The organism is Streptococcus toyakuensis (genome assembly GCF_024346585.1).
Lineage (GTDB): Bacteria > Bacillota > Bacilli > Lactobacillales > Streptococcaceae > Streptococcus > Streptococcus toyakuensis.
In genome coordinates this window covers 1,560,485-1,585,606 of the sequence record NZ_AP024523.1, presented here as the reverse complement: position 1 = coordinate 1,585,606, position 25,122 = coordinate 1,560,485, and the positions used below count along the sequence as shown (strand labels likewise).

The window sequence follows — 25,122 nt, the reverse complement described above, 5'->3', positions numbered from 1 at the left end:
ATGAAACTAATTGTTCTTGGATTTTGGATTTCCTGACTATGATTTATGATTAAAATCTATGACACTATGTCTCGTGATTTGCGAGAATTTGTCCCGATTGAGGACGGCAAAGTCAAGATGTATGTTTGTGGGCCAACCGTGTATAACTATATCCACGTGGGGAATGCCCGTTCGACGGTGGCTTTTGATACCATTCGTCGTTATTTTGAGTACCGTGGGTATGAGGTTGCCTATATTTCCAATTTTACGGATGTGGATGATAAGATTATCAACCGTGCCAAGGAAGAAGGTATTACGCCTCAGGAGGTTGCGGACAAGTACATCGCTGCCTTTCGTGAGGATGTGACGGCCTTGGGCGTCAAACCTGCGACCCGCCATCCGCGTGTGGTGGAGTTTATGGCTGACATCATCCGCTTTGTGGAAGATTTGATTGAAAAAGGCTTTGCCTACGAGAGTCAAGGAGATGTCTATTTCCGTGTGGAAAAATCCCACAACTATGCTAAATTAGCAAATAAAACCTTGGAAGATTTGGAGCTAGGTGCTTCAGGTCGAACCGATGAAGAAACGGCTCGTAAGGAAAATCCTGTAGACTTTGCCCTCTGGAAATCTGCCAAATCAGGCGAGATTTCTTGGGACAGTCCTTGGGGACCTGGTCGCCCGGGCTGGCACATCGAGTGTTCAGTCATGTCGACAGAGATTTTGGGCGACACCATTGATATTCACGGTGGTGGAGCTGACCTAGAGTTTCCTCACCATACCAATGAAATTGCCCAGTCAGAAGCCAAAACAGGCAAGACCTTTGCCAACTACTGGATGCACAATGGCTTTGTCAATATCGATAATGTCAAGATGTCTAAGTCTTTGGGGAACTTTATCACAGTGCACGATGCCCTTAAAAACCTCGATGGGCAAGTGCTTCGTTTCTTCTTTGCGACTCAACACTACCGCAAGCCTATCAACTTTACGGAAAAGGCAGTGCGGGATGCGGAGACCAATCTCAAGTATATGAAGAACACTTATGAGCAACCATTTACTGGAACTGTAGATGCTCAAGAGTTACAAGCCTTTAAAGATAAGTTTGTAGCAGCTATGGATGAAGATTTTAACGCTGCCAACGGTATCACAGTTGTTTTTGAAATGGCCAAGTGGATTAATTCTGGCAACTATGATGAAAGTGTTAAGGAAGCTCTTGCGGCTATGTTAGAGGTCTTTGGAATTGTCTTTATTGAGGAAGTTTTGGATGCAGAGATTGAAGACTTGATCCAAAAGCGCCAAGAAGCGCGTGCTAATCGTGACTTTGCGACAGCGGACCAGATCCGTGACCAATTAGCTGCTCAAGGGATTAAGCTCCTTGACACCAAAGATGGAGTGAGGTGGACACGTGATTGATGTCAATCTCATTAATGGGATTGCGTTAGCTTTTGAGGGGGACGCGGTGTATTCTATGTATATTCGTCGTCACCTCATTTTAAAAGGTATGACCAAACCCAATAAACTCCATCAAGAAGCGACCAAGTATGTCTCAGCCAAAGCTCAGGCTCGCCTGATTTCCCTTATGTTAGAGGAGCAAGTCCTGACGGAAAAAGAAGAAGAAATCTACAAACGTGGTCGCAATACCAATAGCCACACCAAGGCTAAAAATGCCGATGTGGTGACCTACCGTATGTCCACAGGTTTTGAAGCAGTCATGGGTTATCTCCATATGACTGAAAATCTGGAACGTCTTGAGAGCTTGATTTCGTGGTGCATCCAAAAAGTGGAGGGCTAGGACATGATGGCAAAAGAATTACAAGAATGGTTTCCTGAAGCTCAGATTTCAGACCAACCAGTAGAGAAAGAGGGTTATCTCACTCTTCCTTTAGCTTCTCAACAGTGGATTTTGCTGGAGGAAGCTGGGCTCAGCGAGCGTGAAAAGCAGTTGATTTCACTTTTGACCCAGCAGGAGCAGGCTCGTTCGCTCAATCCTTGGTATTCTTTTTTGATTGAGGGGAAGGGACAGACACCACAAACTTTTAAAAAGATTCAGTTGGCCTATTGTCATCTTTCCTATTTTCAGCAGGAAAATCTAGCTTCTTGGCTGGATATGATGCGGACTCTATTTCCTAACTGTCAGACAGTGCTTCAGGTCGGAGCTCAGGATTATGTTTTCGTGCTTCAGCAAGATAAATACACCTCTGTACGAGCTATTTTAAGTGATACGATTGAAGCGGTAGAGTATGACTTTGGACTTCGTCTGTCTATCATGTTGGGCCAGGTTTGGTCTCAGACGAGAAATCAAGCCCTATCAGACTTAATCAAAGCTGAGCGCGAGTTGTTCAAGACTTGGTGGCGTCAGGGTCACCAAGGTGTTCATACTTTTTCTCAGCTCTATCTTTGGAGTATGGGAGAAAGACTTGTGGACTTGAAGGCAATCAAGGAATGCTTGCACCAGATGATCTTGGATCAAGACCAGATTCAGGAAATCATTCTCTCCCTTTGGGAAAATAGTGCTGTCCTAACAAAAACAGCCCAGCAACTCTATCTGCACCGCAATTCTCTCCAATACAAGATTGATAAATGGGAAGAGTTGACAGGGCTTCAATTGAAGGAATTGACTGACCTGACCTTGTGCTATCAGTTGATTTTACCAGATATTCTCTAAAGTTTTGTGCAAGTTGCACAGAACTTTTTTATTTTTTTGGTCATCTTGCCATAGAAATGTAAAGCGTTTTCATCTATAATAAAACTATCAAAAGACAAAAGGAGTTCACCTCATGGTAGAATTGAATCTTAAAAACATTTACAAAAAATATCCAAACAGCGAACACTATTCAGTTGAAGACTTCAACTTGGACATCAAAGACAAAGAGTTTATCGTTTTCGTAGGTCCTTCAGGATGTGGTAAATCAACAACTCTTCGTATGATTGCTGGTCTTGAAGACATCACAGAAGGTACTGCATCTATCGATGGCGTGGTTGTCAACGACGTTGCTCCAAAAGACCGTGACATCGCCATGGTATTCCAAAACTATGCTCTTTACCCACACATGACTGTTTATGACAACATGGCTTTCGGTTTGAAATTGCGTAAATACAGCAAAGAAGACATCGACAAACGTGTGCAAGAAGCAGCAGCAATCCTTGGTTTGAAAGAATTCTTGGATCGTAAACCAGCTGACCTTTCAGGTGGTCAACGTCAACGTGTTGCCATGGGTCGTGCTATCGTCCGTGATGCAAAAGTATTCTTGATGGACGAACCTTTGTCAAACTTGGATGCCAAACTTCGTGTATCAATGCGTGCTGAAATCGCTAAAATCCACCGTCGTATCGGAGCTACAACTATCTACGTAACTCACGACCAAACGGAAGCGATGACACTTGCAGACCGTATCGTTATCATGTCAGCAACTAAGAACCCTGCTGGTACAGGTACTATCGGACGTGTAGAACAAATCGGTACTCCTCAAGAAGTATACAAAAACCCAGTTAACAAATTCGTAGCAGGATTCATCGGAAGCCCAGCTATGAACTTCATCAACGTGAAATTGGTTGGTAGCGAAATTGTTTCTGACGGTTTCCGTTTGAAAGTTCCAGAAGGAGCATTGAAAGTTCTTCGTGAAAAAGGCTACGAAGGTAAAGAATTGATCTTCGGTATCCGTCCAGAAGACGTGAATGCAGAACCTGCTTTCCTTGAAACATTCCCAGAATCAGTTGTCAAAGCTACTATCTCTGTATCAGAATTGCTTGGTTCAGAATCTCACCTTTACTGCCAAGTTGGTAAAGATGAATTTGTTGCCAAAGTTGACGCTCGTGACTACTTGCAAACAGGTGCAACAGTTGAACTTGGATTTGACTTGAACAAAGCACACTTCTTCGATGTAGAAACTGAAAAAACAGTTTACTAAGATAAATAAAACTCAAAACACTGCTAGAAATCTGGCAGTGTTTTTTGAGATTGCGTAGAAAAACTCCTGGGAAATTCGAGGAGAGTATGAGTGGTTATTTAAACTTGAATCCTTCGTAAATAAGCTCTGTTTTTGGATTTTGTTTCTTAATCTGTTTGGCAAGTGACTTCATCATAGAAAGAGGACCACACATATAGACGCTCGCATGTTCGGGTACTTCTTTTTGTTCAAAATTAAGATAGGCGTCTTTCCTACTGTCTACTAGATGGAGTTCAAAATTAGGATTTTTCTGAGCATAGTCATGGAGCAAATCTATATAAACTGCATTTTCCTCTCCACGGAAGCTATAGTAGAAGTGAACCCGTTTATCTAAAATAGGATGTTCACGGATGTAAGAGATGAAGGGGGTAATCCCAATACCTCCAGCAATCCAAACCTGATTTTCTCGTCCTTCTTCTATAATCATGTGCCCGTAAGCTCTGTCAACGGTTACTTTGCTACCGACTTGAAGATTGTCATAGATATTCTTGGTAGGGTCACCTGAATTTTTGACGGTAAAGTAAAGGGTTTGACCATGACCTCCTGAGATAGAAAAGGGATGCGGAGCACTTTCAAAGCCTTCTTGGAAAATCTTTAGGAAGGCAAATTGTCCTGATTGATAGTCGAAAGGTCTGCTGAGATGGATTTGAATTTCTCTAGTATCGTGATTTAATCGTTTGAGATTGGTAATTTTCCCTAGATAGGGGAAGCCAATCTTTTGATAAAGGAAGATGATATAAAAACCAGCCAGTAAACCTAAAAGGGCATAGTTACCAACAAGAAAACTTAGAAGATTAAATGTAAGGAGACGATTGCCCATCATCATGTAGACGTGAAAGAGTCCGAAAATGTAGGCTAGATAAACCAGACGGTGAATCCATCTCCAAGCTTCGTATTGGATGTATTTGCCTAAATAGGCGACAAGGATGATACTGACAAAATATAGATGGCAAGGTTGCCAAACTGAGCAGCTAAACGAGAGCCCCACAAACCGCCCATACTAAAGTTATGAAAGATTAGTAGGATGATGGAGAGAAAGGCTGTGAATTTGTGGACAGTGTAGAGCTTCTCCAAACCGTGAAACCAGCTTTCTAGTAGGGGGGAGACGAGTGGCTAGGATAAAAGTCAGAGATAGGCTTGTTAAAGCTAGTCCTGGAATAGTGAATTGGGGAGAAGTGTTCATCCAAGCAAAAAGAGTCAAGATAAAACTAGCTATGATAAAGAGTATTCCTTTGATTGATTTCATAGAAAATTCCATTTCATTTAGATTTTGATTTGTTGTAAATAAAATTGTTACATTTTATCATAGAAAAAGTATGGTGTCAAATTGAGTTCTATAAATATCTACTCTCATCAAAAAACTCTCCAATTGAACTGGAGAGCTAATTTATTATTCTGCAGCTTGTTGCCAGCGTTTTGCTAGCATATGAGACAGGCTAGAAATGGCTAGGTTAAAGCTGAAGTAGATGAGGGCAATCAGGATGTAAAGACTGAAGACCTGCTCTGGTTCGAAATAACGGCCCATGAGAATTTGGCTTGCTCCAAAGAGTTCTTGTAGGGCGATAACAGAGTAGAGAAGACTGGTATCCTTAATTACGGTTACAAACTGAGAAATGATGGCTGGCAACATTTTGCGAATGGCTTGCGGGAGAATGATGTGGTAGAGGATTTGGGCTGAGGTAAATCCTTGCGACATTCCTGCTTCGTACTGCCCCTTGTCTACGGCATTGAGACCGCCTCGGATAATCTCAGCCAAGGCTGCTGAGGTAAAAAGGGTAAAGGCAGTAATACCAGCTGGTGTGGACTTCATCTTAAACACCAAAAAGATAGTGAAAATCCAGAGGAGGTTGGGAACATTACGTACAAATTCGATGTAAATACTGGAAATAATGCGTAAGATTGGATTTTTTCCATTTCTCATGACCGCTAGAACTGTACCGATAAGGGTAGAGAGGACGATGGCAATCAGAGAAATGTAGAGGGTCAAGCCAAATCCTTTAAAGATAAAGATTAGGTTATCTGGGGTCAAAACTTCTAAAATGGATTCCATAGTAACCTCCTAAAGTGAATAGGCTTTTTTGTTGGCTTGCTCCATCTTGCGACCAAACTGGGCAACAGGGAAGCAAAGAGAAAAGTAGAGCAGGGCAGCACCTAGAAAGGCTGGAATGTAGTTTCCGTTAAGTGCCGACCAAGACTTGGTCACAAACATCAAGTCCACTCCAGAGATGATAGCGACTGTAGAGGTGTTTTTGATGAGGTTGACGATTTGGTTGGTCAAAGGAGGGAGAATGATACGAAAGGCCTGAGGCAAGATAATCAAGCGCATAGCACTGATATAAGTAAAACCTTGCGACAAGGCGGCTTCCATTTGACCGCTAGGAATAGACTGAATGCCTGAGCGAATAACCTCGGCGATATAGGCGCCGTGATAGAGTCCCACGCAGAGAACAGCCGTCCAATAAATCGGAATCATGATGATATGGTCACTGATAAGTGGTAGACCATAAAAAACGATAACAAACTGCACCAAGAGGGGAGTGTTTTGGTAAAACTCGACAAAGATGCGAGCTAAAATGCGCAAAATTGGACGTTTGCTGGTTGACATGGCTCCAAAGAAGATGCCCAAAACCATGGCGAGGATAAAGGATCCAATCGCTAGGGCAAGGGTGAAGAGGAAACCATTGAAAAATTGTCCAAAATCCTGAAAATAGGCTGTCCAAGATGATAAATCTGTCATGGGGTGTCCTCCTTAATCTGCAGTATGGCTGGATGGTTTCAGCTTGTAACGGTCATAAAGTTTTTGCAAACTGCCATCCTTGCTCCATTTAGTAACCAAGTTATCGAGATAGTCGTTGAGTTCGGTATTTGATTTCTTGGTAACGATACCGTAGTCAGATGGCTTGAAACTATCATCTAGTAGTACTGTGCGTTTGCTGATGTAGCCAGACAGAATCGAGCGGTCAACGGAAAAGGCATCAATACGGTGGGCGTGTAGGGAAGTAATCAATTCTGGGTAGGAACCAAGTTCGACGAATTTAAACTTCAGACCTTTCTTTTTACCTAGTTCGGTAATCAAGCGTTGGGTGATGGAACCTTGGGCGACTCCGATGGTTTTGCCGTTTAGGTCCTCAATCTTTTTGATTTTGGCAGACTTATTGACCAAAAAGCCAGAAGCATCTGTGTAGTAAGGGCTGGTGAAGTTATAGAGTTTTTTGCGTTCGTCTGTGATGGTAAAGGTCGCGATATCCATATCGACCTGTTCGTTGTCTAGAAGGGGGCCACGAGTTTGCGCGGTAACAGGCACATAGCGAACCTTGACCTTGAGCTCATCAGCGACCATCTTGGCCAAGTCGGTTTCGATACCAGAATAGGTCCCTGTCTTGGGATCCTTGTAGCCGAAATTGGGAACGTCTTGTTTGACACCGACAACCAGCTCGCCTCTCTTTTGAATGTCTGCGATACTAGTATCAGCCTGAACTGGTTTTGTAGCAGCAAGGCCCAAAAGGCTAATCAGTAATGCTGATAAAAAGAATTTCTTTTTCATAGGTGCCTCCTTATTTGACTTTGTCACTTTCGTGGTTGATGATCTTGCTGAGGAATTGTTGGGCACGAGGTTCGCTTGGATTGTCGAAAAAGTCATCGACATCGGTCGTATCCACCAAAACTTCTCCGTCAGCCATAAAGATGATGCGATCCGCAACTTCACGGGCAAAGCCCATTTCATGGGTAACGACAATCATATTCATACCATCGTGGGCTAATTTTTGCATAACTGCCAGAACATCGCCGATGGTTTCAGGGTCAAGGGCAGATGTTGGCTCATCAAAGAGGAGGAGTTCCGGATGCATAGCGAGTCCGCGTGCAATGGCAATCCGTTGCTTTTGTCCACCAGACAGCATGGCTGGATATGAATCTTTCTTGTCCCACATATTTACAAATTCCAGATATTTTTGGGCTGTTTTTTCAGCTTCTTTTTTATCAATTCCTAGAACTTTTATGGGTGCTAGTGTTACGTTTTCTAACACTGTTTTGTGGGGATAGAGATTAAAATGCTGAAAAACCATGCCGACTTCCTTGCGAAGCGGTACCAAATCTTTCTGGCTGGCACCAGCAACCTGGTGACCATTTACTAGAAGGCTTCCTTTATCAACAGCCTCCAAACCATTGATGGTGCGGATAAGAGTGGACTTCCCAGAACCAGAAGGGCCTAGGAGTACAACAACTTGCCCTTTTTCAAAACGGAGATTGATGTCGCGGAGTGCATGGTAGTCTCCGTAATATTTTTCGACGTGTTCAAATTCTACTAAAGCCATAAAGAATCTCCTTTGTGTTAGATTTTATAACACGATTCTACACCAAAAGAATTGCCTTGTCAAATCATATCTGAAAAAATTCACTAAAATTTTATAAAAAAGCAATCTGGATAGAGAAAACGTCTAAATCATGTTATAATGAAGCAATAGAATTCTTAGAAAGAGTGGATGTCTTTTTGATAACACCTACTTATGAATGGCAGTTTGCCCCGCAGGTTGAAGATGCGAATTTTACAAAGATAGCCAAGAAGGCTGGACTGGCTCCTGAGGTGGCTCGGTTATTATTTGAGAGAGGGATTCAGGACCAAGAAAGTCTGAAGAAGTTTTTAGAACCTTCCTTGGAGGACTTGCACGACCCTTATCTGCTCCATGATATGGACAAGGCAGTGGGACGGATTCGTCAGGCCATTGAAGAAGGGGAAAATATCCTCATTTATGGAGATTACGATGCGGATGGAATGACTTCGGCTTCTATTGTGAAGGAAAGTTTGGAACAGCTTGGCGCTGAGTGCCGTGTTTACTTGCCCAATCGTTTTACTGATGGCTATGGTCCAAATGCTAGTGTCTATAAATACTTTATCGAGCAAGAAGGGATTTCTTTGATTGTGACGGTGGACAATGGGGTTGCTGGTCATGAGGCTATTGAATTGGCCCAGTCTATGGGAGTAGATGTCATTGTGACTGACCACCATTCCATGCCTGAAACCTTGCCTGATGCCTATGCCATTGTCCATCCTGAACATCCGGATGCGAACTATCCTTTCAAATATTTGGCTGGTTGTGGAGTGGCTTTCAAGCTGGCTTGTGCCCTGTTAGAAGAAGTACAAGTGGAATTGCTTGATTTGGTCGCTATTGGTACCATTGCTGATATGGTGAGTTTGACAGATGAGAACCGCATTCTAGTTCAATATGGTCTGGAAATGTTGGGACATACTCAGCGCATTGGTCTACAAGAAATGCTAGACATGGCTGGGATTGCCGCCGACGAAGTAACAGAAGAAACGGTTGGTTTCCAGATTGCCCCTCGTTTGAATGCCTTGGGTCGCTTGGATGATCCCAATCCTGCCATTGATTTGTTGACTGGGTTTGATGATGAGGAAGCGCATGAGATTGCTCTCATGATTCATCAGAAAAACGAAGAGCGCAAGGAAATCGTTCAGTCTATCTATGAAGAAGCTAAGACTATGGTGGATTCTGAGAAGAAGGTCCAAGTCTTGGCCAAGGAAGGTTGGAATCCTGGGGTTCTGGGTATTGTCGCTGGTCGTTTATTGGAAGAACTAGGGCAGACAGTCATCGTTCTCAATATAGAGGACGGTCGTGCCAAGGGTAGTGCCCGTAGTGTGGAAGCGGTCGATATTTTTGAAGCCCTAGATCCCCATCGCGACCTCTTCATCGCCTTTGGTGGCCATGCTGGTGCAGCGGGTATGACGCTGGAAGTTGAGAAACTCTCAGATTTATCTCAGGTCTTGGAAGACTATGTCCGTGAAAAAGGTGCAGATGCTGCTGGCAAGAATAAGTTAAACCTAGATGAAGAGTTGGATTTGGAGACTTTGAGTCTTGAAACAGTCAAGAACTTTGAGCGCTTGGCACCTTTTGGAATGGACAATCAGAAACCTATCTTTTATATCAAGGATTTTCAGGTCGAAAGTGCTCGTACTATGGGAGCAGGAAATGCCCATCTCAAGCTGAAAATTTCCAAAGGTGAGGCGAGTTTTGAAGTGGTGGCCTTCGGCCAAGGCAGATGGGCGACAGAGTTTTCTCAAACCAAGAATCTAGAGCTGGCAGTCAAATTGTCTGTCAACCAATGGAATGGCCAAACTGCCCTGCAGTTGATGATGGTGGATGCGCGTGTGGAGGGTGTTCAACTCTTTAACATCCGTGGGAAGAATGCAGTCTTGCCAGAAGGAGTTCCAGTCTTGGATTTTGCTGTAGAACTACCAAATCTTGCGGCTAGTGAAGCTATTGTCGTAAAAACCATTCCTGAGGATATTACTCAGCTGAAGACCATTTTTCAGGAACAGAATTTCTCTGCTGTCTATTTCAAGAATGATATTGATAAGGTCTACTATCTAACAGGCTATGGGACTAGAGAGCAGTTTGCAAAATTGTACAAAACCATCTACCAGTTCCCAGAGTTTGATATTCGCTATAAACTGAAGGATTTGGCTACTTATCTCAATATTCAACAAATCTTGCTGGTCAAGATGATTCAAGTATTTGAAGAACTAGGCTTTGTGACCATCAAAGATGGGGTCATGACAGTCAATAAAGAAGCGCCAAAGCGAGAGATAGGAGAAAGTCAGATTTATCAAAATCTCAAACAAACTGTCAAAGACCAAGAAATGATGGCCCTGGGTACCGTGCAAGAAATTTATGATTTTTTGATGGAAAAAGAGTAGAAGTTAGGAAAGAGTTGGGCAACCAGCTCTTTTTTGAAAACAAATCTTCATTTTGAAAATCATCAAAAAAATGGTATAATGGTAGGAAAAGATTCGGCTAACAGTAATAGTGCTTTTAGAATAAGAGGGTAAGCAACCCTATAATCAAGATAAACTAAGATTTTGGAGGAAAAATGAGTAATATTAGTTTAACAACACTTGGTGGTGTACGTGAAAATGGGAAAAATATGTACATTGCTGAAATTGGAGAGTCCATTTTTGTTTTGAATGCAGGGTTAAAATATCCCGAAAATGAACAATTAGGGGTCGATGTGGTGATTCCAAAGATGGACTACCTTTTTGAAAATAAAGATCGAATTGCTGGGGTATTTTTAACTCACGGACATGCAGATGCTATTGGTGCTCTGCCTTATCTCTTGGCTGAAGCCAAGGTACCTGTATTTGGCTCTGAGTTGACCATTGAGTTGGCCAAACTCTTTGTCAAAGGAAATGACGCAGTCAAGAAATTTAATGATTTTCATGTTATTGATGAAGATACGGAGATTGATTTTGGTGGGACAGTGGTTTCCTTCTTCCCTACGACTTACTCCGTTCCAGAGAGCCTGGGAATTGTCTTGAAGACAGCTGAAGGTAGCATCGTTTATACAGGTGACTTCAAATTTGACCAGACAGCTAGTGAATCCTATGCGACAGACTTCGCTCGTTTGGCAGAAATCGGTCGTGACGGCGTCCTGGCTCTCCTCAGTGATTCGGCCAATGCGGACAGCAATATTCAGGTGGCTAGTGAAAGTGAAGTTAGAGATGAAATTACCCAAACCATTGCTGACTGGGAAGGTCGTATCATCGTTGCAGCTGTTTCCAGTAACCTTTCTCGTATCCAGCAGATTTTTGACGCTGCGGATAAAACAGGTCGACGTATCGTCTTGACAGGATTTGATATTGAAAATATCGTCCGCACAGCGATTCGTCTCAAGAAGTTGTCTTTAGCCAACGAAATTCTCTTGATTAAGCCGAAAGATATGTCTCGCTTTGAAGACCATGAGTTGATTATTCTTGAGACAGGTCGTATGGGTGAACCTATCAATGGACTTCGTAAGATGTCGATTGGTCGCCATCGTTATGTAGAAATCAAGGATGGGGACCTGGTCTATATTGCTACGGCTCCGTCTATTGCTAAAGAAGCCTTCGTTGCGCGTGTGGAAAATATGATTTATCAGGCAGGAGGGGTTGTCAAATTGATTACCCAAAGTTTACATGTATCAGGGCACGGAAATGCGCGTGATTTGCAGTTGATGATCAATCTCTTGCAACCTAAGTATCTCTTCCCAATTCAAGGGGAATACCGCGAGTTGGATGCCCATGCTAAGGCTGCTATGGCAGTAGGTATGTTGCCAGAACGCATTTTCATCCCTAAAAAGGGAACCAGCATGGCTTATGAGAATGGGGACTTTGTCCCGGCTGGCGCAGTTTCAGCAGGGGATGTCTTGATTGACGGGAATGCTATCGGTGATGTTGGAAATGTGGTTCTTCGTGATCGTAAGGTCTTGTCAGAGGATGGCATTTTCATCGTCGCAATTACAGTTAACCGACGTGAGAAGAAAATTGTGGCCAAGGCTCGTGTTCACACGCGTGGATTTGTTTATCTCAAGAAGAGTCGCGATATTCTCCGTGAAAGTTCAGAATTGATTAATCAAACGGTAGAAGACTATCTTCAAGGAGATGACTTTGACTGGGCAGACCTTAAAGGGAAGGTTCGTGATAATCTTACCAAGTATCTCTTTGACCAAACCAAACGTCGTCCAGCTATTTTACCAGTAGTCATGGAAGCAAAATAATCGTTGAAATAAACAGGGAGAAAGTCGAGTTTCGGCTTTTTCTTATAGAAAAATAGAGGAAAAATTATGGCAGTAATGAAAATCGAGTATTACTCACAAGTTTTGGATATGGAGTGGGGAGTGAATGTTCTTTACCCCGATGCCAATCGAGTGGAAGAACCAGATTGTAAAGATATTCCCGTCTTGTACCTCTTGCATGGGATGTCTGGCAACCATAATAGCTGGCTCAAGCGGACCAATGTAGAACGCTTGCTTCGAGGAACCAATCTCATCGTTGTCATGCCTAATACCAGCAACGGTTGGTACACCGATACCCAATATGGTTTTGACTATTACACAGCTCTAGCAGAGGAATTGCCAGAGGTTTTAAAACGCTTCTTCCCTAACATGACTAGCAAGCGTGAAAAGACCTTTATCGCTGGTCTCTCTATGGGAGGCTATGGCTGTTTCAAATTGGCTCTTGCTACAAATTGTTTTTCTCATGCAGCTAGTTTTTCAGGTGCTCTTAGCTTTCAAGATTTTTCTCCTGAAAGCCAAGATTTGGGAACACCGGCTTATTGGAGAGGTGTGTTTGGGGAGATTAAAGATTGGACAGCTAGCCCCTATTCTCTTGAAAGTCTGGCTAAAAAATCGGATAAAAAGACCAAGCTCTGGGCTTGGTGTGGCGAGCAGGATTTCTTGTATGAAGCCAATAATCTCGCAGTGAAAAATCTCAAAAAACTAGGTTTTGATGTGACCTATAGCCATAGCGCTGGAACTCACGAGTGGTATTATTGGGAAAAACAATTGGAACGTTTTTTAGCAACCCTACCGATTGATTTCAAATTAGAAGAGAGATTGACTTAGTTTGAACTTCAGCATAGGGGGAGTAGGACTAAAATAAAATATGTTTTCACTAGACTTTTCAAACGAAAGTAGTAGAATAGTAATAAGATACTGGAGGAAAGAGAGTAGGAAATGTACCGTTATCAAATTGGCATTCCCGCATTAGAATATGATCAGTTTGTCAAAGACCATGAATTAGGCAATGTATTACAAAGTAGTGCTTGGGAAGAAGTGAAGTCTGACTGGGAACATGAGAAGTTTGGTGTTTACAGGGAAGAAAAATTACTGGCGACAGCTAGTATTTTGATTAGAACTCTTCCGCTAGGCTATAAAATGTTTTACATCCCAAGAGGACCTATATTGGATTATGGGGATACGGAACTTTTGAGTTTTGTCATTCAGTCCATTAAGTCTTATGCTCGCAGTAAGAGAGCGGTTTTTGTGACTTTCGATCCAAGTATTTGTCTATCTCAACATTTGGTTAATCAAGATAAAACAGAATATCCTGAAAAACTTTCTATTGTTGAGATTTTAGGGCAATTAGGAGTGAAGTGGTCTGGGCGGACAACCGAAATGGATGACACCATTCAGCCTCGTATTCAGGCGAAAATATATAAAGAAAATTTTGAAGAAGATAAACTTTCTAAATCAACAAAACAGGCTATTCGAACAGCACGGAATAAGGGGGTAGAGATTCAATTTGGCGGAACTGAATTATTGGAGTCTTTTTCCTTTTTGATGAAAAAAACCGAGAAGCGGAAAGAGATTCATTTGAGGAATGAAGCCTATTATAAAAAATTGTTAGATAATTTTAAGGACAAGGCCTACATCACCTTGGCAACCTTGGATGTCTCTAAACGTTCGCAAGAATTAGAAGAACAGTTGGCGAAAAATAGAGCCTTGGAAGAGACCTTTACTGAGTCGACTCGCACTTCAAAAGTAGAAGCGCAGAAGAAGGAAAAAGAACGTTTGTTAGAGGAATTGACTTTCCTGCAGGAATATATAGATGCAGGTCAAGCGAGAGTTCCCTTAGCGGCTACTTTGAGTTTGGAATTTGGTACTACCTCTGTCAATCTATATGCTGGTATGGATGATGCTTTTAAACGTTACAATGCTCCGATTTTAACTTGGTATGAAACGGCTCGCTATGCCTTTGAGCGAGGTATGGTCTGGCAAAATTTAGGTGGTGTTGAAAACTCTCTCAATGGTGGACTTTATCATTTTAAGGAAAAATTTAATCCAACGATTGAAGAATACTTGGGTGAATTTACAATACCTACCCATCCTCTCTATCCTCTGTTAAGACTTGCTCTTGATTTCCGTAAAACATTAAGAAAAAAACATAGAAAGTAAGTATATGGCACTAATTACACTCACGAAAGAAGAGTTTCAGGCTTATTCTGATCAGGTTTCTTCTCGTTCCTTTATGCAATCTGTCCAGATGGGGGATTTGCTAGAAAAAAGAGGGGCTCGAATTGTTTATCTTGCTTTGAAACAAGAAGGAGAGATTCAAGTTGCAGCTCTGGTTTATAGCTTGCCCATGCTGGGTGGTCTGCATATGGAGATCAATTCGGGGCCGATTTATACCCAACAAGATGCTCTTCCAGTTTTTTATGCGGAGTTAAAAGAATATGCCAAGCAAAATGGTGTATTAGAGTTGTTTGTAAAACCTTATGAAACTTATCAAACTTTTGATAGCCAAGGTAATCCAATAGATGCTGAGAAAAAAAATATCATTCATGGTTTAACTGATTTAGGTTATCAATTTGATGGCTTGACGACAGGTTATCCAGGTGGAGAGCCGGATTGGTTATACTATAAAGATTTGACTGAATTAACTGAAAAGAATTTGCTTAAAAGTTTTAGCAAAAAAGGGAAACCCTTGGTGAAAAAGGCTGAAACCTTTGGCATTCGGTTGAAAAAGTTAAAACGTGAAGAACTATCGATTTTTAAGAACATCACAAAAGAAACCTCTGAACGTAGAGAATATAGTGATAAAAGTTTAGAATATTATGAGCATTTTTATGATGTTTTTGGAGAACAAGCTGAGTTTCTCATAGCAAGCTTAAATTTTTCGGACTATATGAGCAAATTGCAAGGTGAACAAAGTAAACTAGAAGAAATCTTGGGCAAGTTGCGACTTGATTTGAGTAAAAATCCTCATTCTGAGAAAAAACAAAATCAACTGAGAGAATATTCTAGTCAATTTGAAACGTTTGAAGTTCGAAAAGCAGAAGCGCGAGACTTGATTGAAAAATATGGAGAAGAAGATATTGTTTTAGCCGGGAGTTTATTTGTTTATATGCCTCAGGAAACGACTTATCTCTTTAGTGGTTCTTACACTGAGTTTAATAAGTTTTATGCCCCTGCACTGCTTCAAAAATATGTTATGTTGGAAAGCATAAAACGTGGAATACCTAAATACAACTTCCTAGGCATTCAAGGGATTTTTGATGGTAGTGATGGTGTTTTGCGTTTTAAACAAAATTTTAATGGCTATATTGTACGTAAAGCAGGAACTTTCCGTTATCATCCATCGCCTTTAAAATACAAAGCTATTCAGTTATTCAAAAAAATAGTAGGACGTTAAGATGAAAAAGCCAGTATTTAGCTTTCTTTCAGCTTGTTTTAGTAAAATAGACTTTATTTGCTAGAAAGGTGGAGAGATATGCGTTGGCTTTTTCGTTTGATAGGGGCTTTCTTTTATTTTATTTGGCGTTTGTTTTGGCGTCTGGTTTGGATTGTTTTGCTTTTATGTACTCTTGCTTTTGGATTTCTCTGGTATCTGAACGGGGATTTTCAAGGGGCGCTGAAGCAAGCAGAACGGTCAGTAAAAATTGGTCAACAAAGTATCGACCAATGGGAAAGAACAGGGCAACTGCCTAAGTTGAACCAGACAGATAACCACCAGCATTCTGAAGGAAGATGGCCACAGGCTTCTGCTCGTATTTACTTGGATCCGCAGATGGATTCACGCTTTCAAGAGGCATATTTAGAAGCAATTCAGAACTGGAATCAAACCGGTGCCTTTCATTTTGAACTTGTGACTGAGTCCAGCAAGGCAGATATCTTGGCTACGGAGATGAATGACGGAGGTACTCCTGTGGCAGGAGAAGCGGAAAGTCAGACCAATCTCTTGACGGGGCAATTCTTGTCTGTCACGGTGCGGTTGAATCACTATTATCTGTCCAATCCAGACTATGGCTATTCCTATGAGCGCATTGTCCATACGGCAGAACATGAGTTGGGGCATGCGATTGGCTTGGACCATACAGATGAAAAGTCTGTCATGCAACCTGCGGGTTCCTTTTATGGTATTCAGGAAGTGGATGTTGCAAACCTTCGAAAAATATATGAGACTAGTGAGTAGGGAACAATCTTTCCCTACTTTTTTGCTATAATGGAACTATGAATAACTTGATTAAATCAAAACTAGAGCTCTTGCCGACCAGCCCAGGTTGCTACATTCACAAGGATAAAAACGGCACCATTATCTATGTGGGAAAGGCTAAAAATCTGCGTAACCGCGTGAGGTCTTATTTCCGTGGAAGTCATGATACCAAAACAGAGGCCTTGGTGTCTGAAATTGTAGATTTTGAATTTATCGTTACGGAGTCCAATATTGAGGCACTTCTCCTAGAAATCAATCTTATCAAGGAAAATAAGCCTAAATACAATATCATGCTCAAGGATGACAAGTCCTATCCCTTCATCAAAATCACCAATGAGCGCTATCCTCGTTTAATTATCACCCGTCAGGTCAAGAAGGACGGCGGTCTCTACTTTGGACCTTACCCAGATGTGGGGGCAGCCAATGAAATCAAGCGGCTGCTGGATCGAATTTTCCCTTTTAGAAAGTGTACGAATCCACCGTCTAAGGTTTGTTTTTACTACCATATCGGTCAATGTATGGCCCACACTATCTGTAAGAAGGATGAGGCCTACTTCAAGTCTATGGCTCAGGAGGTTTCTGACTTCTTAAAAGGACAGGATGACAAAATCATCGATGACCTCAAGGGCAAGATGGCATCCGCAGCACAAAGTATGGAGTTTGAACGTGCAGCGGAATACCGTGACCTGATTCAGGCCATTGGAACGCTTCGAACCAAGCAACGGGTCATGGCCAAGGATCTCCAAAACCGTGATGTCTTTGGCTACTATGTGGCCAAGGGATGGATGTGTGTCCAGGTTTTCTTTGTCCGTCAGGGCAAGCTCATTGAGCGCGATGTCAATCTTTTTCCCTATTATAATGATCCGGATGAGGATTTCTTGACCTATGTAGGACAATTTTATCAAGAAAAATCTCATCTAGTTCCTAATGAGGTGCTGATTCCGCAGGATATTGACGAAGAAGCTGTCAAGGCTTTGGTAGACACCAAGATTCTTAAGCCTCAGCGTGGAGAGAAAAAGCAACTGGTCAATTTGGCTATAAAGAATGCTCGAGTCAGTCTAGAGCAGAAGTTCAATCTGCTAGAGAAATCTGTCGAAAAGACCCAAGGGGCTATTGAAAATCTAGGACGCTTGCTTCAAATTCCAACCCCAGTTCGTATCGAATCTTTCGATAACTCCAACATCATGGGGACCAGTCCTGTTTCAGCCATGGTGGTCTTTGTCAACGGCAAACCAAGTAAGAAGGATTATCGTAAGTATAAAATCAAGACTGTCGTTGGGCCAGACGACTATGCCAGTATGAGAGAAGTCATTCGCAGACGCTATGGTCGAGTACAGCGTGACGGTTTGACTCCGCCAGATTTGATTGTGATTGATGGGGGACAAGGTCAAGTCAATATCGCCAAGCAAGTCATCCAAGAGGAGCTAGGCTTGGATATCCCCATTGCAGGTTTGCAAAAGAATGATAAGCACCAAACCCATGAATTGCTCTTTGGAGATCCGCTTGAGGTGGTGGAGTTGTCTCGCAATTCTCAGGAATTTTTCCTGCTCCAACGTATTCAAGATGAGGTCCACCGCTTTGCCATTACTTTCCACCGCCAACTGCGCTCCAAAAATTCCTTTTCATCACAATTGGATGGCATTGACGGCCTGGGATCTAAACGCAAGCAAAATCTCATGAAGCATTTCAAGTCTCTAACTAAAATCAAGGAAGCAAGTGTGGATGAGATTGTCGAAGTCGGTGTGCCTAGAGCTGTTGCAGAGGCTGTGCAAAACAAGTTGAACCCGCAGGAAGAAGAGGAATTGGCTCAAGTGGCGGAAGAAAGAGTAGATTATCAAACAGAAGGAGACCATCATGAACCATAAAATCGCAATTTTATCAGATATTCATGGCAATACAACTGCCCTAGAAGCAGTGATTGCAGATGCTAAAAACCAAGGAGTCAGTGAATACTGGCTTCTGGGAGATATTTTTCTTCCCGGTCCCGGTGCAAATGACTTGGTAACCCTGCTAAAGGATCTTCCTATCACGGCAAGTGTTCGAGGCAATTGGGATGATTGTGTCCTTGAGGCTTTAGATGTGCAATATGGCTTAGAAGACCCACAGGAAGTCCAGCTCATGCGATTGACCCAGTTTTTGATGGAGCGAATGGATTCTACAACGATTGTCTGGTTACGAAACTTGCCTTTGCTTGAAAAGAAAGAAATTGACGGCTTGCGCTTTTCTATCTCTCATAATTTGCCAAATAAGAACTATGGTGGTGACTTGCTAGTTGAGAATGATACAGAGAAATTTGACCAACTACTAGATGAGGAAACGGACGTGGCAGTCTATGGTCATGTTCACAAGCAGTTGCTTCGTTATGGCAGTCAAGGGCAACAAATTATCAATCCAGGTTCGATTGGTATGCCCTATTTTAATTGGGAGGCGTTAAAAAATCACCGTGCCCAGTATGCCGTGATAGAAGTTGAAGATGGGGAATTGGTAAATATCCTATTTCGTAAAGTTGCTTATGACTACGAAGCGGAGTTGGAATTGGCTAAGTCTCAGGGTCTTCCCTTTATCGAAATGTATGAAGAACTACGAAGAGAAGATAACTATCAGGGGCACAATCTGGAACTCTTAGCCAGCTTAATAGAAAAGCATGGGTATGTAGAGGATGTGAAGAATTTTTTTGATTTTTTGTAAGAGTTTCCTAAAATAACCAATGCAAACTAAAAACGATTGGCTGGTCCAATCGTTTTTAATATATCTTATTGTAACTGAGATTGATCTGGGAGGTAAGAGCCACCTAGATAGGTATTGCTGAGTTTTTCGAGTGTTCCGTCTTGATAGAGTTCTTTGAGCGCTTTATCAAATTTCTCTTTAAACTCTTTTTGGTCGCTTGAGAAAACGATATAGTTGCTGGGGCTATCGGCAGAAGGCAAGTCAACCACAGAAAGGTCCAAGCCACGGTCCTTGATAATCTTTTGAACGGATACCTTGTCAAAAACGAGGAAATCAAACTCTCCGTTAGCAAGGTCTAGGATTCGCTTACCGATATCCTCGCCAGAAAAATCGATCGTAGCGGGATTGTCAGTGTGTTTTTGATTCCAGTTATTGATGAATTGAGCGTTTGAAGTTCCGGTATCTTCTTGCGTTGTTTTACCAGCAATTTGGTCAAGTGAAGTCAAAGGATTTTTCTTGTTGCTGACGAGGACGAGGGGGTTGTTCGAAATTGGAAGTGAGTAGAGGTATTTTTCAGCACGCTCTTTTGTGTAACTCAGGTTGTTGGCTGCAGCCTGATAGTGACCAGAATCAAGTCCTGGAAAGATACTCTCCCAGGCAGTTCTTTGGAATTGAATCTCGTAGTCGCTGAGTTTTTCATCAACTGCTTTTAGAACTTCGATGTCGAAGCCTGTCAGATTTCCCTTGTCTTCGTAGTCAAATGGTGGCACATCGCCAGCTGTAGCAACGACGATTGTCTTTTGAGAGCTGGTCTCTTTAGGTGTGGCTTGATTTCCACAGGCAACCAAAAATGGTAGGATGGCTAATAATAGGCTAAATTTTTTCATAATATCTCCATTCAAATGTAAGGTACTTGCTAGTTTATCAGAAACTGTCTTGATGAACCAATATATATTTTTTATGGTTGTGATAAAAAAACTTAATCATGAAAAATCCCTGCAAGCTCTTTCAAATTATGGTAGAATGGAAGCAGTAGAATTAGAAAAGGAAATCGATTATGAAATTTCTTGAATTAAATAAAAAACGTCATGCGACTAAGCATTTCACTGATAAGCCGGTGGATCCAAAAGATGTGCGTACGGCTATCGAAATTGCAACCTTGGCACCCAGTGCCCACAACAGCCAGCCATGGAAATTTGTGGTAGTACGTGAGAAAAATGCCGAACTGGCAAAATTGGCTTACGGTTCGAACTTTGAACAGGTATCATCAGCGCCTGTAACTATTGCCCTGTTTACAGACACAGATTTGGCTAAACGTGCTCGTAAGATTGCCCGAGTTGGTGGTGCTAACAATTTCTCAGAAGAACAACTTCAATACTTCATGAAAAATTTACCAGCTGAATTCGCCCGCTACAATGAACAACAGGTCAGCGACTACCTAGCCCTCAATGCAGGTTTGGTTGCCATGAACTTAGTTCTGGCTCTTACAGACCAAGGAATCGGATCAAATCTGATTCTTGGATTTGACAAATCAAAAGTCAATGAGGTTTTAGAAATCGAAGACCGTTTCCGCCCAGAACTTTTGATTACAGTGGGTTATACAGACGAAAAATTGGAACCAAGCTACCGCTTGCCAGTAGATGAAATCATTGAGAAAAGATAGAAAGAAGAAAAAAATGACAGTAATTGATTTTACAGCAGAAGTAGAAAAACGCAAAGAAGACCTCTTGGCTGACTTGTTTAGCCTTTTGGAAATCAACTCAGAACGTGATGACAGCAAGGTTGATGCTGAGCATCCATTTGGACCTGGGCCGGTAAAAGCTTTGGAGAAATTCCTTGAAATTGCAGACCGTGATGGCTACCCAACTAAAAATGTTGATAACTATGCAGGACATTTTGAGTTTGGTGATGGAGAAGAAGTTCTCGGAATCTTTGCCCATATGGATGTGGTGCCTGCTGGTAGCGGTTGGGATACAGATCCTTACACACCAACTATCAAAGACGGTCGCCTTTATGCGCGTGGAGCTTCGGACGACAAGGGACCTACAACAGCTTGCTACTATGGTTTGAAAATCATCAAAGAATTGGGACTTCCAACTTCTAAGAAAGTTCGTTTCATCGTTGGAACAGATGAAGAATCAGGATGGGCAGACATGGACTACTACTTCGAGCACGTAGGACTTGCCAAGCCAGACTTTGGTTTCTCCCCAGATGCTGAGTTCCCTATCATCAATGGTGAAAAAGGAAATATCACGGAATACCTCCACTTTGCAGGTGAAAATGCGGGTGCTGCCCGTCTTCACAGCTTTACAGGTGGTTTGCGTGAAAACATGGTACCAGAATCAGCAACAGCGGTTGTTTCAGGTGATTTGGCTGACTTGCAAGCTAAACTAGATGCCTTTGTTGCAGAACACAAACTTAGAGGAGAACTCCAAGAAGAAGCTGGCCAATACAAGGTGACGATCATTGGTAAATCAGCCCACGGTGCTATGCCTGCTTCAGGTGTCAATGGTGCGACTTACCTAGCCCTCTTCCTTAGCCAGTTTGACTTTGCTGCTCCAGCCAAAGACTACCTTGACATCGCTGGTAAAATTCTCTTGAACGACCATGAGGGTGAAAATCTCAAGATTGCCCATGTGGATGAAAAGATGGGTGCCCTTTCTATGAATGCCGGTGTCTTCCGCTTCGATGAAACAAGTGCTGACAATACTATTGCCCTTAATATCCGCTATCCAAAAGGAACCAACCCAGAGCAAATCAAGTCAATCCTTGAAAACTTGCCAGTTGCTTCTGTTAGCCTTTCTGAGCACGGTCACACGCCTCACTATGTGCCAATGGAAGATCCACTTGTGCAAACCTTGTTGAATGTCTATGAAAAACAAACTGGACTTAAAGGTCACGAGCAAGTTATCGGTGGTGGAACCTTTGGTCGCTTGCTAGAACGAGGTGTTGCCTATGGTGCCATGTTCCCAGACTCAATTGACACCATGCACCAAGCCAATGAATTTATCGCCTTGGATGATCTCTTCCGAGCTGCAGCAATCTATGCCGAAGCAATTTACGAATTGATCAAATAAAACGATAGAAGTCTGAGATTGTATGCTTGGACTTCTTTTTGGAGGGAAAGTAGATGTCTCAAATTGAAAGAATCAAGCAGGCTATTATGGCGGATCCGCAGAATGTCAGCTATACAGAGCGTGGCATTGAACCTCTCTTTGCAGCGCCAAAGACTGCTCGCATCAATATCATCGGTCAAGCGCCTGGTCTTAAAACGCAGGAGGCAGGCCTTTACTGGAAAGATAAGAGTGGTGACCGCCTGAGAGACTGGCTAGGTGTGGATGAAGATACCTTTTACAATTCAGGTTATTTTGCTGTTTTGCCTATGGATTTCTACTTTCCAGGGCATGGCAAGTCGGGTGACCTGCCACCGAGAACTGGCTTTGCTGAAAAATGGCATCCTCAGCTCTTGCAAGAATTACCAGATATTCAGTTAACCCTCTTGATTGGCCAATATGCCCAAGCCTACTATTTGCAGGAGAAAATCAGTGGCAAGGTAACAGAACGGGTAAAACATTACCAGAACTACTTGCCAACCTATTTTCCACTAGTTCACCCCTCACCGCGAAATCAAATCTGGATGGCCAAAAATCCTTGGTTTGAGTCAGAAGTGGTGCCGGATTTGAAAAAAAGAATTAAAACTATTTTATAGTCAATGAAAATCAAAGAGCAAACTAGGAAGCTAGCCGCAGGCTACTCAAAGTACGGCTTTGAGGTTGTGGATAAAACTGACGAAGTCAGCTCAAAACACTGTTTTGAGGTTGTGGATAGAACTGACGAAGTCAGTAACCATACCTACGGTAAGGCGATGCTGACGTGGTTTGAAGAGATTTTCGAAGAGTATTAGGAGAAAAAGAATGAAAGAAATAACCTTTGACGCATTTTACCAGCTTTATCAAAACAATCAACTTTCTCTAGTGGACGTGAGAGAAGTGGATGAGTTTGAAGCACTCCATTTAGAAGGCGCCCACAACCTGCCACTTAGTCAATTGGCTGATACCTATGATCAGTTGAACAAGGACCAGTTACATTATGTTATTTGTAAATCTGGAATGAGATCGGCGCGTGCTTGCCAATTCCTATCAGAACAAGGTTATGAAGTTATCAATGTACAAGGTGGCATGATGGCCTTTGAAGAACTGTAAACAGTACAATTTTCTCCTACTTGGTGTGGACTGGGTAGGAGAATTTTATTTTTAGACAATTCTCATTTTTAAGAATCTTGAAAACATTCAATATTTACTTCGTGAAGCTTTTTTCATACTCCTATTCATGATATACTAGGTCAGTATTTTATAAATATGAAGGAGATTTTCATGGCTAAAAAAGGTGCCCTAACAGGTTTACTCCTGTTTGGAATATTTTTTGGTGCGGGGAACTTGATTTTTCCGCCTTCTCTAGGTGCTCTATCTGGAGAACATTTTCTTCCTGCCATCGCAGGTTTTGTCTTTTCAGGTGTCGGTATCGCCGTATTGACTCTTATTATTGGAACGCTAAATCCTAAAGGATATATCTACGAGATTTCAACAAAGATAGCGCCTTGGTTTGCGACTCTTTACCTCTCAGTTCTTTACTTGTCAATCGGTCCATTCTTTGCTATCCCACGTACTGCTACAACAGCTTACGAAGTAGGGATTAGCCCCCTTTTGTCGGATGCAAATAAAGGTCTTGGTTTGATTGTCTTTACGGTTCTTTACTTTGCAGCAGCCTATCTAATTTCGCTTAATCCATCAAAAATCTTAGACCGTATCGGCCGTATTTTAACACCAGTCTTTGCTATTTTGATTGTTATCTTGGTTGTTCTAGGAGCTATCAAATATGGTGGAACAAGTCCTCAAGCTGCGTCAGCTGCTTATCAAGCTTCTGCCTTTGGTACAGGTTTCCTAGAAGGTTACAATACCTTGGATGCCCTTGCCTCAGTTGCCTTTAGTGTAATCGCAGTTCAAACCTTAAAACAACTTGGATTTTCAAGTAAGAAAGAATACATTTCGACTATTTGGGTTGTTGGTATCGTTGTAGCCCTTGCCTTCAGCGCTCTTTACATCGGTTTAGGTTTCCTTGGAAATCATTTCCCGGTACCAGCTGAGGCGATGAAGGGTGGAACACCAGGTGTTTACATCTTGTCACAAGCGACTCAAGAAATCTTTGGCTCAACAGCTCAACTCTTCCTTGCAGCTATGGTTACCGTAACCTGCTTCACAACAACAGTTGGTTTGATTGTGTCAACAGCTGAGTTCTTTAATGAGCGCTTCCCACAAATCAGCTACAAGGTTTATGCGACAGCCTTTACCTTGATTGGATTTGCCATTGCTAATTTAGGTCTTGATGCGATTATCAAGTACTCAATTCCAGTACTGGTTATCTTGTACCCAATCACGATTGCTATCGTTATGATTGTCATTGTCAACAAATTTGTGGCTCTTTCAAAACCAGGTATGCAGTTGACAATTGCTGTTGTTACAGCTATTGCCATTGCAAGCGTACTAGGAAGCTCATTTAAAGTTGAGTTTCTTGCAAATCTTGTCAAGGCTCTTCCTTTTGCCAAGGCATCTCTCCCATGGTTAGTACCAGCCGTTGTCGGAATCTTGCTCTCATTGGTTCTACCAAATAAGCAAGAAAGCGATGTTTTTGAAATGGAATAATCATTAAAATCACTTTTGTAGCTAAGTCTACAGGGGTGATTTTCTTTTTTATCCGATGATAAATGTGTTA

General features: G+C 42.1%; 24 protein-coding genes and 1 pseudogene. 19 read left to right on the top strand and 6 right to left on the bottom strand.

Features of this window, described 5'->3' with window-relative positions; genetic code table 11:
* The first annotated feature begins 45 nt into the window (after positions 1-45).
* The 4 genes from cysS to STYK_RS08035 all read left to right on the top strand — a co-directional run bounded on the left by cysS (position 46) and on the right by STYK_RS08035 (position 3,884).
* Positions 46-1,389: a cysteine--tRNA ligase gene (cysS, locus tag STYK_RS08050; protein ID WP_261804849.1), complete on the top strand. Its 1,344-nt coding sequence runs from the start codon at positions 46-48 to the stop codon at positions 1,387-1,389.
* On the top strand, positions 1,382-1,768 hold the full coding sequence (locus STYK_RS08045) for a Mini-ribonuclease 3 (protein WP_000567927.1): 387 nt from the start codon (positions 1,382-1,384) through the stop codon (positions 1,766-1,768). Before cysS ends, STYK_RS08045 begins: the two co-directional genes overlap by 8 nt.
* A 3-nt stretch (positions 1,769-1,771) precedes the next feature.
* Positions 1,772-2,641 (top strand): PucR family transcriptional regulator, encoded by an 870-nt coding sequence (locus STYK_RS08040; protein ID WP_261020382.1) that lies wholly within the window; start codon positions 1,772-1,774, stop codon positions 2,639-2,641.
* Between the two features lie 112 nt (positions 2,642-2,753).
* A complete protein-coding gene (locus tag STYK_RS08035) occupies positions 2,754-3,884 on the top strand; it encodes an ABC transporter ATP-binding protein (RefSeq protein ID WP_000229945.1) in 1,131 nt (376 codons plus the stop codon).
* Positions 3,885-3,978: 94 nt separating this feature from the next.
* Here the strand turns inward: STYK_RS08035 and STYK_RS08030 are convergent.
* The 5 genes and pseudogenes from STYK_RS08030 to STYK_RS08010 form a co-directional block, all read right to left on the bottom strand.
* Positions 3,979-5,169, bottom strand: a pseudogene (locus STYK_RS08030) (ferredoxin reductase family protein).
* Between the two features lie 144 nt (positions 5,170-5,313).
* Positions 5,314-5,973, bottom strand: coding sequence for an amino acid ABC transporter permease (locus STYK_RS08025; RefSeq protein WP_000443851.1), 660 nt, complete (start codon positions 5,971-5,973; stop codon positions 5,314-5,316).
* A gap of 9 nt (positions 5,974-5,982) precedes the next feature.
* Positions 5,983-6,660 (bottom strand): amino acid ABC transporter permease, encoded by a 678-nt coding sequence (locus STYK_RS08020; protein WP_000131137.1) that lies wholly within the window; start codon positions 6,658-6,660, stop codon positions 5,983-5,985.
* A 12-nt stretch (positions 6,661-6,672) separates the two neighbouring features.
* Positions 6,673-7,467: a transporter substrate-binding domain-containing protein gene (locus STYK_RS08015; protein WP_079247635.1), complete on the bottom strand. Its 795-nt coding sequence runs from the start codon at positions 7,465-7,467 to the stop codon at positions 6,673-6,675.
* A 10-nt stretch (positions 7,468-7,477) separates the two neighbouring features.
* Positions 7,478-8,236 (bottom strand): amino acid ABC transporter ATP-binding protein, encoded by a 759-nt coding sequence (locus STYK_RS08010; protein WP_001229569.1) that lies wholly within the window; start codon positions 8,234-8,236, stop codon positions 7,478-7,480.
* A gap of 176 nt (positions 8,237-8,412) precedes the next feature.
* Here STYK_RS08010 and recJ point away from each other — a divergent pair, with 176 nt between their 5' ends.
* The 8 genes from recJ (at position 8,413) to STYK_RS07970 (ending at position 19,374) form a co-directional block, all read left to right on the top strand.
* On the top strand, positions 8,413-10,635 hold the full coding sequence (recJ, locus tag STYK_RS08005) for a single-stranded-DNA-specific exonuclease RecJ (RefSeq protein WP_261804848.1): 2,223 nt from the start codon (positions 8,413-8,415) through the stop codon (positions 10,633-10,635).
* 173 nt (positions 10,636-10,808) lie between these two features.
* On the top strand, positions 10,809-12,470 hold the full coding sequence (locus STYK_RS08000; protein WP_000065626.1) for a ribonuclease J: 1,662 nt from the start codon (positions 10,809-10,811) through the stop codon (positions 12,468-12,470).
* A 66-nt stretch (positions 12,471-12,536) separates the two neighbouring features.
* A complete protein-coding gene (locus tag STYK_RS07995; RefSeq protein WP_050083937.1) occupies positions 12,537-13,316 on the top strand; it encodes an alpha/beta hydrolase in 780 nt (259 codons plus the stop codon).
* A 111-nt stretch (positions 13,317-13,427) separates the two neighbouring features.
* Positions 13,428-14,648 (top strand): peptidoglycan bridge formation alanyltransferase MurM, encoded by a 1,221-nt coding sequence (locus tag STYK_RS07990; protein WP_173229251.1) that lies wholly within the window; start codon positions 13,428-13,430, stop codon positions 14,646-14,648.
* A 4-nt stretch (positions 14,649-14,652) separates the two neighbouring features.
* Positions 14,653-15,885: a peptidoglycan bridge formation alanyltransferase MurN gene (gene murN, locus STYK_RS07985; RefSeq protein ID WP_261804847.1), complete on the top strand. Its 1,233-nt coding sequence runs from the start codon at positions 14,653-14,655 to the stop codon at positions 15,883-15,885.
* Positions 15,886-15,963: 78 nt separating this feature from the next.
* A complete protein-coding gene (locus tag STYK_RS07980) occupies positions 15,964-16,665 on the top strand; it encodes a M57 family metalloprotease (RefSeq protein ID WP_261804846.1) in 702 nt (233 codons plus the stop codon).
* Positions 16,666-16,703: 38 nt separating this feature from the next.
* Complete coding sequence (uvrC, locus tag STYK_RS07975; protein WP_261804845.1) at positions 16,704-18,551, top strand: excinuclease ABC subunit UvrC; 1,848 nt, start codon at positions 16,704-16,706, stop codon at positions 18,549-18,551.
* On the top strand, positions 18,541-19,374 hold the full coding sequence (locus STYK_RS07970; RefSeq protein ID WP_261804844.1) for a metallophosphoesterase family protein: 834 nt from the start codon (positions 18,541-18,543) through the stop codon (positions 19,372-19,374). Before uvrC ends, STYK_RS07970 begins: the two co-directional genes overlap by 11 nt.
* Positions 19,375-19,439: 65 nt before the next feature.
* On the opposite strand, the gene STYK_RS07965 is transcribed toward STYK_RS07970, so the two are convergent.
* Complete coding sequence (locus STYK_RS07965; RefSeq protein ID WP_261804843.1) at positions 19,440-20,240, bottom strand: amino acid ABC transporter substrate-binding protein; 801 nt, start codon at positions 20,238-20,240, stop codon at positions 19,440-19,442.
* A gap of 52 nt (positions 20,241-20,292) precedes the next feature.
* On the opposite strand from STYK_RS07965, the gene STYK_RS07960 reads away from it, so the two are divergent.
* The 7 genes from STYK_RS07960 (at position 20,293) to brnQ (ending at position 25,052) form a co-directional block, all read left to right on the top strand.
* Positions 20,293-20,424, top strand: coding sequence for a hypothetical protein (locus STYK_RS07960; protein ID WP_261805392.1), 132 nt, complete (start codon positions 20,293-20,295; stop codon positions 20,422-20,424).
* On the top strand, positions 20,411-21,016 hold the full coding sequence (locus STYK_RS07955; RefSeq protein ID WP_000670166.1) for a nitroreductase family protein: 606 nt from the start codon (positions 20,411-20,413) through the stop codon (positions 21,014-21,016). The genes STYK_RS07960 and STYK_RS07955 overlap by 14 nt, the downstream gene beginning before the upstream one ends.
* A gap of 13 nt (positions 21,017-21,029) precedes the next feature.
* Positions 21,030-22,430 (top strand): dipeptidase PepV, encoded by a 1,401-nt coding sequence (gene pepV, locus STYK_RS07950; protein ID WP_261804842.1) that lies wholly within the window; start codon positions 21,030-21,032, stop codon positions 22,428-22,430.
* Between the two features lie 53 nt (positions 22,431-22,483).
* Positions 22,484-23,062: a uracil-DNA glycosylase family protein gene (locus STYK_RS07945; RefSeq protein ID WP_173234577.1), complete on the top strand. Its 579-nt coding sequence runs from the start codon at positions 22,484-22,486 to the stop codon at positions 23,060-23,062.
* A 3-nt stretch (positions 23,063-23,065) separates the two neighbouring features.
* Positions 23,066-23,257, top strand: a complete 192-nt coding sequence (locus STYK_RS07940) for a hypothetical protein (protein WP_240148995.1) — start codon at positions 23,066-23,068, stop codon at positions 23,255-23,257.
* A gap of 10 nt (positions 23,258-23,267) precedes the next feature.
* Positions 23,268-23,555 carry a rhodanese-like domain-containing protein gene (locus STYK_RS07935; protein ID WP_173249919.1) on the top strand — a complete coding sequence of 96 codons (288 nt, stop codon included), beginning with the start codon at positions 23,268-23,270 and terminating at the stop codon, positions 23,553-23,555.
* Between the two features lie 171 nt (positions 23,556-23,726).
* Positions 23,727-25,052 carry a branched-chain amino acid transport system II carrier protein gene (gene brnQ / locus STYK_RS07930; RefSeq protein ID WP_164227035.1) on the top strand — a complete coding sequence of 442 codons (1,326 nt, stop codon included), beginning with the start codon at positions 23,727-23,729 and terminating at the stop codon, positions 25,050-25,052.
* The last annotated feature ends 70 nt before the right edge of the window (positions 25,053-25,122 follow it).

Coding starts and splice junctions, on each gene's coding strand:
- STYK_RS08015 (WP_079247635.1), bottom strand. CDS start 7,467: ATGAAAAAGAAATTCTTTTTATCAGCATTACTGATTAGCCTTTTGGGC.
- cysS (WP_261804849.1), top strand. CDS start 46: ATGATTAAAATCTATGACACTATGTCTCGTGATTTGCGAGAATTTGTC.
- STYK_RS07965 (WP_261804843.1), bottom strand. CDS start 20,240: ATGAAAAAATTTAGCCTATTATTAGCCATCCTACCATTTTTGGTTGCC.
- STYK_RS07960 (WP_261805392.1), top strand. CDS start 20,293: ATGAACCAATATATATTTTTTATGGTTGTGATAAAAAAACTTAATCAT.
- STYK_RS07935 (WP_173249919.1), top strand. CDS start 23,268: ATGAAAGAAATAACCTTTGACGCATTTTACCAGCTTTATCAAAACAAT.
- STYK_RS08040 (WP_261020382.1), top strand. CDS start 1,772: ATGATGGCAAAAGAATTACAAGAATGGTTTCCTGAAGCTCAGATTTCA.
- STYK_RS08000 (WP_000065626.1), top strand. CDS start 10,809: ATGAGTAATATTAGTTTAACAACACTTGGTGGTGTACGTGAAAATGGG.
- STYK_RS07995 (WP_050083937.1), top strand. CDS start 12,537: ATGGCAGTAATGAAAATCGAGTATTACTCACAAGTTTTGGATATGGAG.
- brnQ (WP_164227035.1), top strand. CDS start 23,727: ATGGCTAAAAAAGGTGCCCTAACAGGTTTACTCCTGTTTGGAATATTT.
- murN (WP_261804847.1), top strand. CDS start 14,653: ATGGCACTAATTACACTCACGAAAGAAGAGTTTCAGGCTTATTCTGAT.
- pepV (WP_261804842.1), top strand. CDS start 21,030: ATGACAGTAATTGATTTTACAGCAGAAGTAGAAAAACGCAAAGAAGAC.
- STYK_RS07990 (WP_173229251.1), top strand. CDS start 13,428: ATGTACCGTTATCAAATTGGCATTCCCGCATTAGAATATGATCAGTTT.
- STYK_RS08010 (WP_001229569.1), bottom strand. CDS start 8,236: ATGGCTTTAGTAGAATTTGAACACGTCGAAAAATATTACGGAGACTAC.
- STYK_RS08035 (WP_000229945.1), top strand. CDS start 2,754: ATGGTAGAATTGAATCTTAAAAACATTTACAAAAAATATCCAAACAGC.
- STYK_RS07955 (WP_000670166.1), top strand. CDS start 20,411: ATGAAATTTCTTGAATTAAATAAAAAACGTCATGCGACTAAGCATTTC.
- uvrC (WP_261804845.1), top strand. CDS start 16,704: ATGAATAACTTGATTAAATCAAAACTAGAGCTCTTGCCGACCAGCCCA.
- STYK_RS07940 (WP_240148995.1), top strand. CDS start 23,066: ATGAAAATCAAAGAGCAAACTAGGAAGCTAGCCGCAGGCTACTCAAAG.
- STYK_RS08025 (WP_000443851.1), bottom strand. CDS start 5,973: ATGGAATCCATTTTAGAAGTTTTGACCCCAGATAACCTAATCTTTATC.
- STYK_RS08020 (WP_000131137.1), bottom strand. CDS start 6,660: ATGACAGATTTATCATCTTGGACAGCCTATTTTCAGGATTTTGGACAA.
- STYK_RS07980 (WP_261804846.1), top strand. CDS start 15,964: ATGCGTTGGCTTTTTCGTTTGATAGGGGCTTTCTTTTATTTTATTTGG.
- STYK_RS07945 (WP_173234577.1), top strand. CDS start 22,484: ATGTCTCAAATTGAAAGAATCAAGCAGGCTATTATGGCGGATCCGCAG.
- STYK_RS07970 (WP_261804844.1), top strand. CDS start 18,541: ATGAACCATAAAATCGCAATTTTATCAGATATTCATGGCAATACAACT.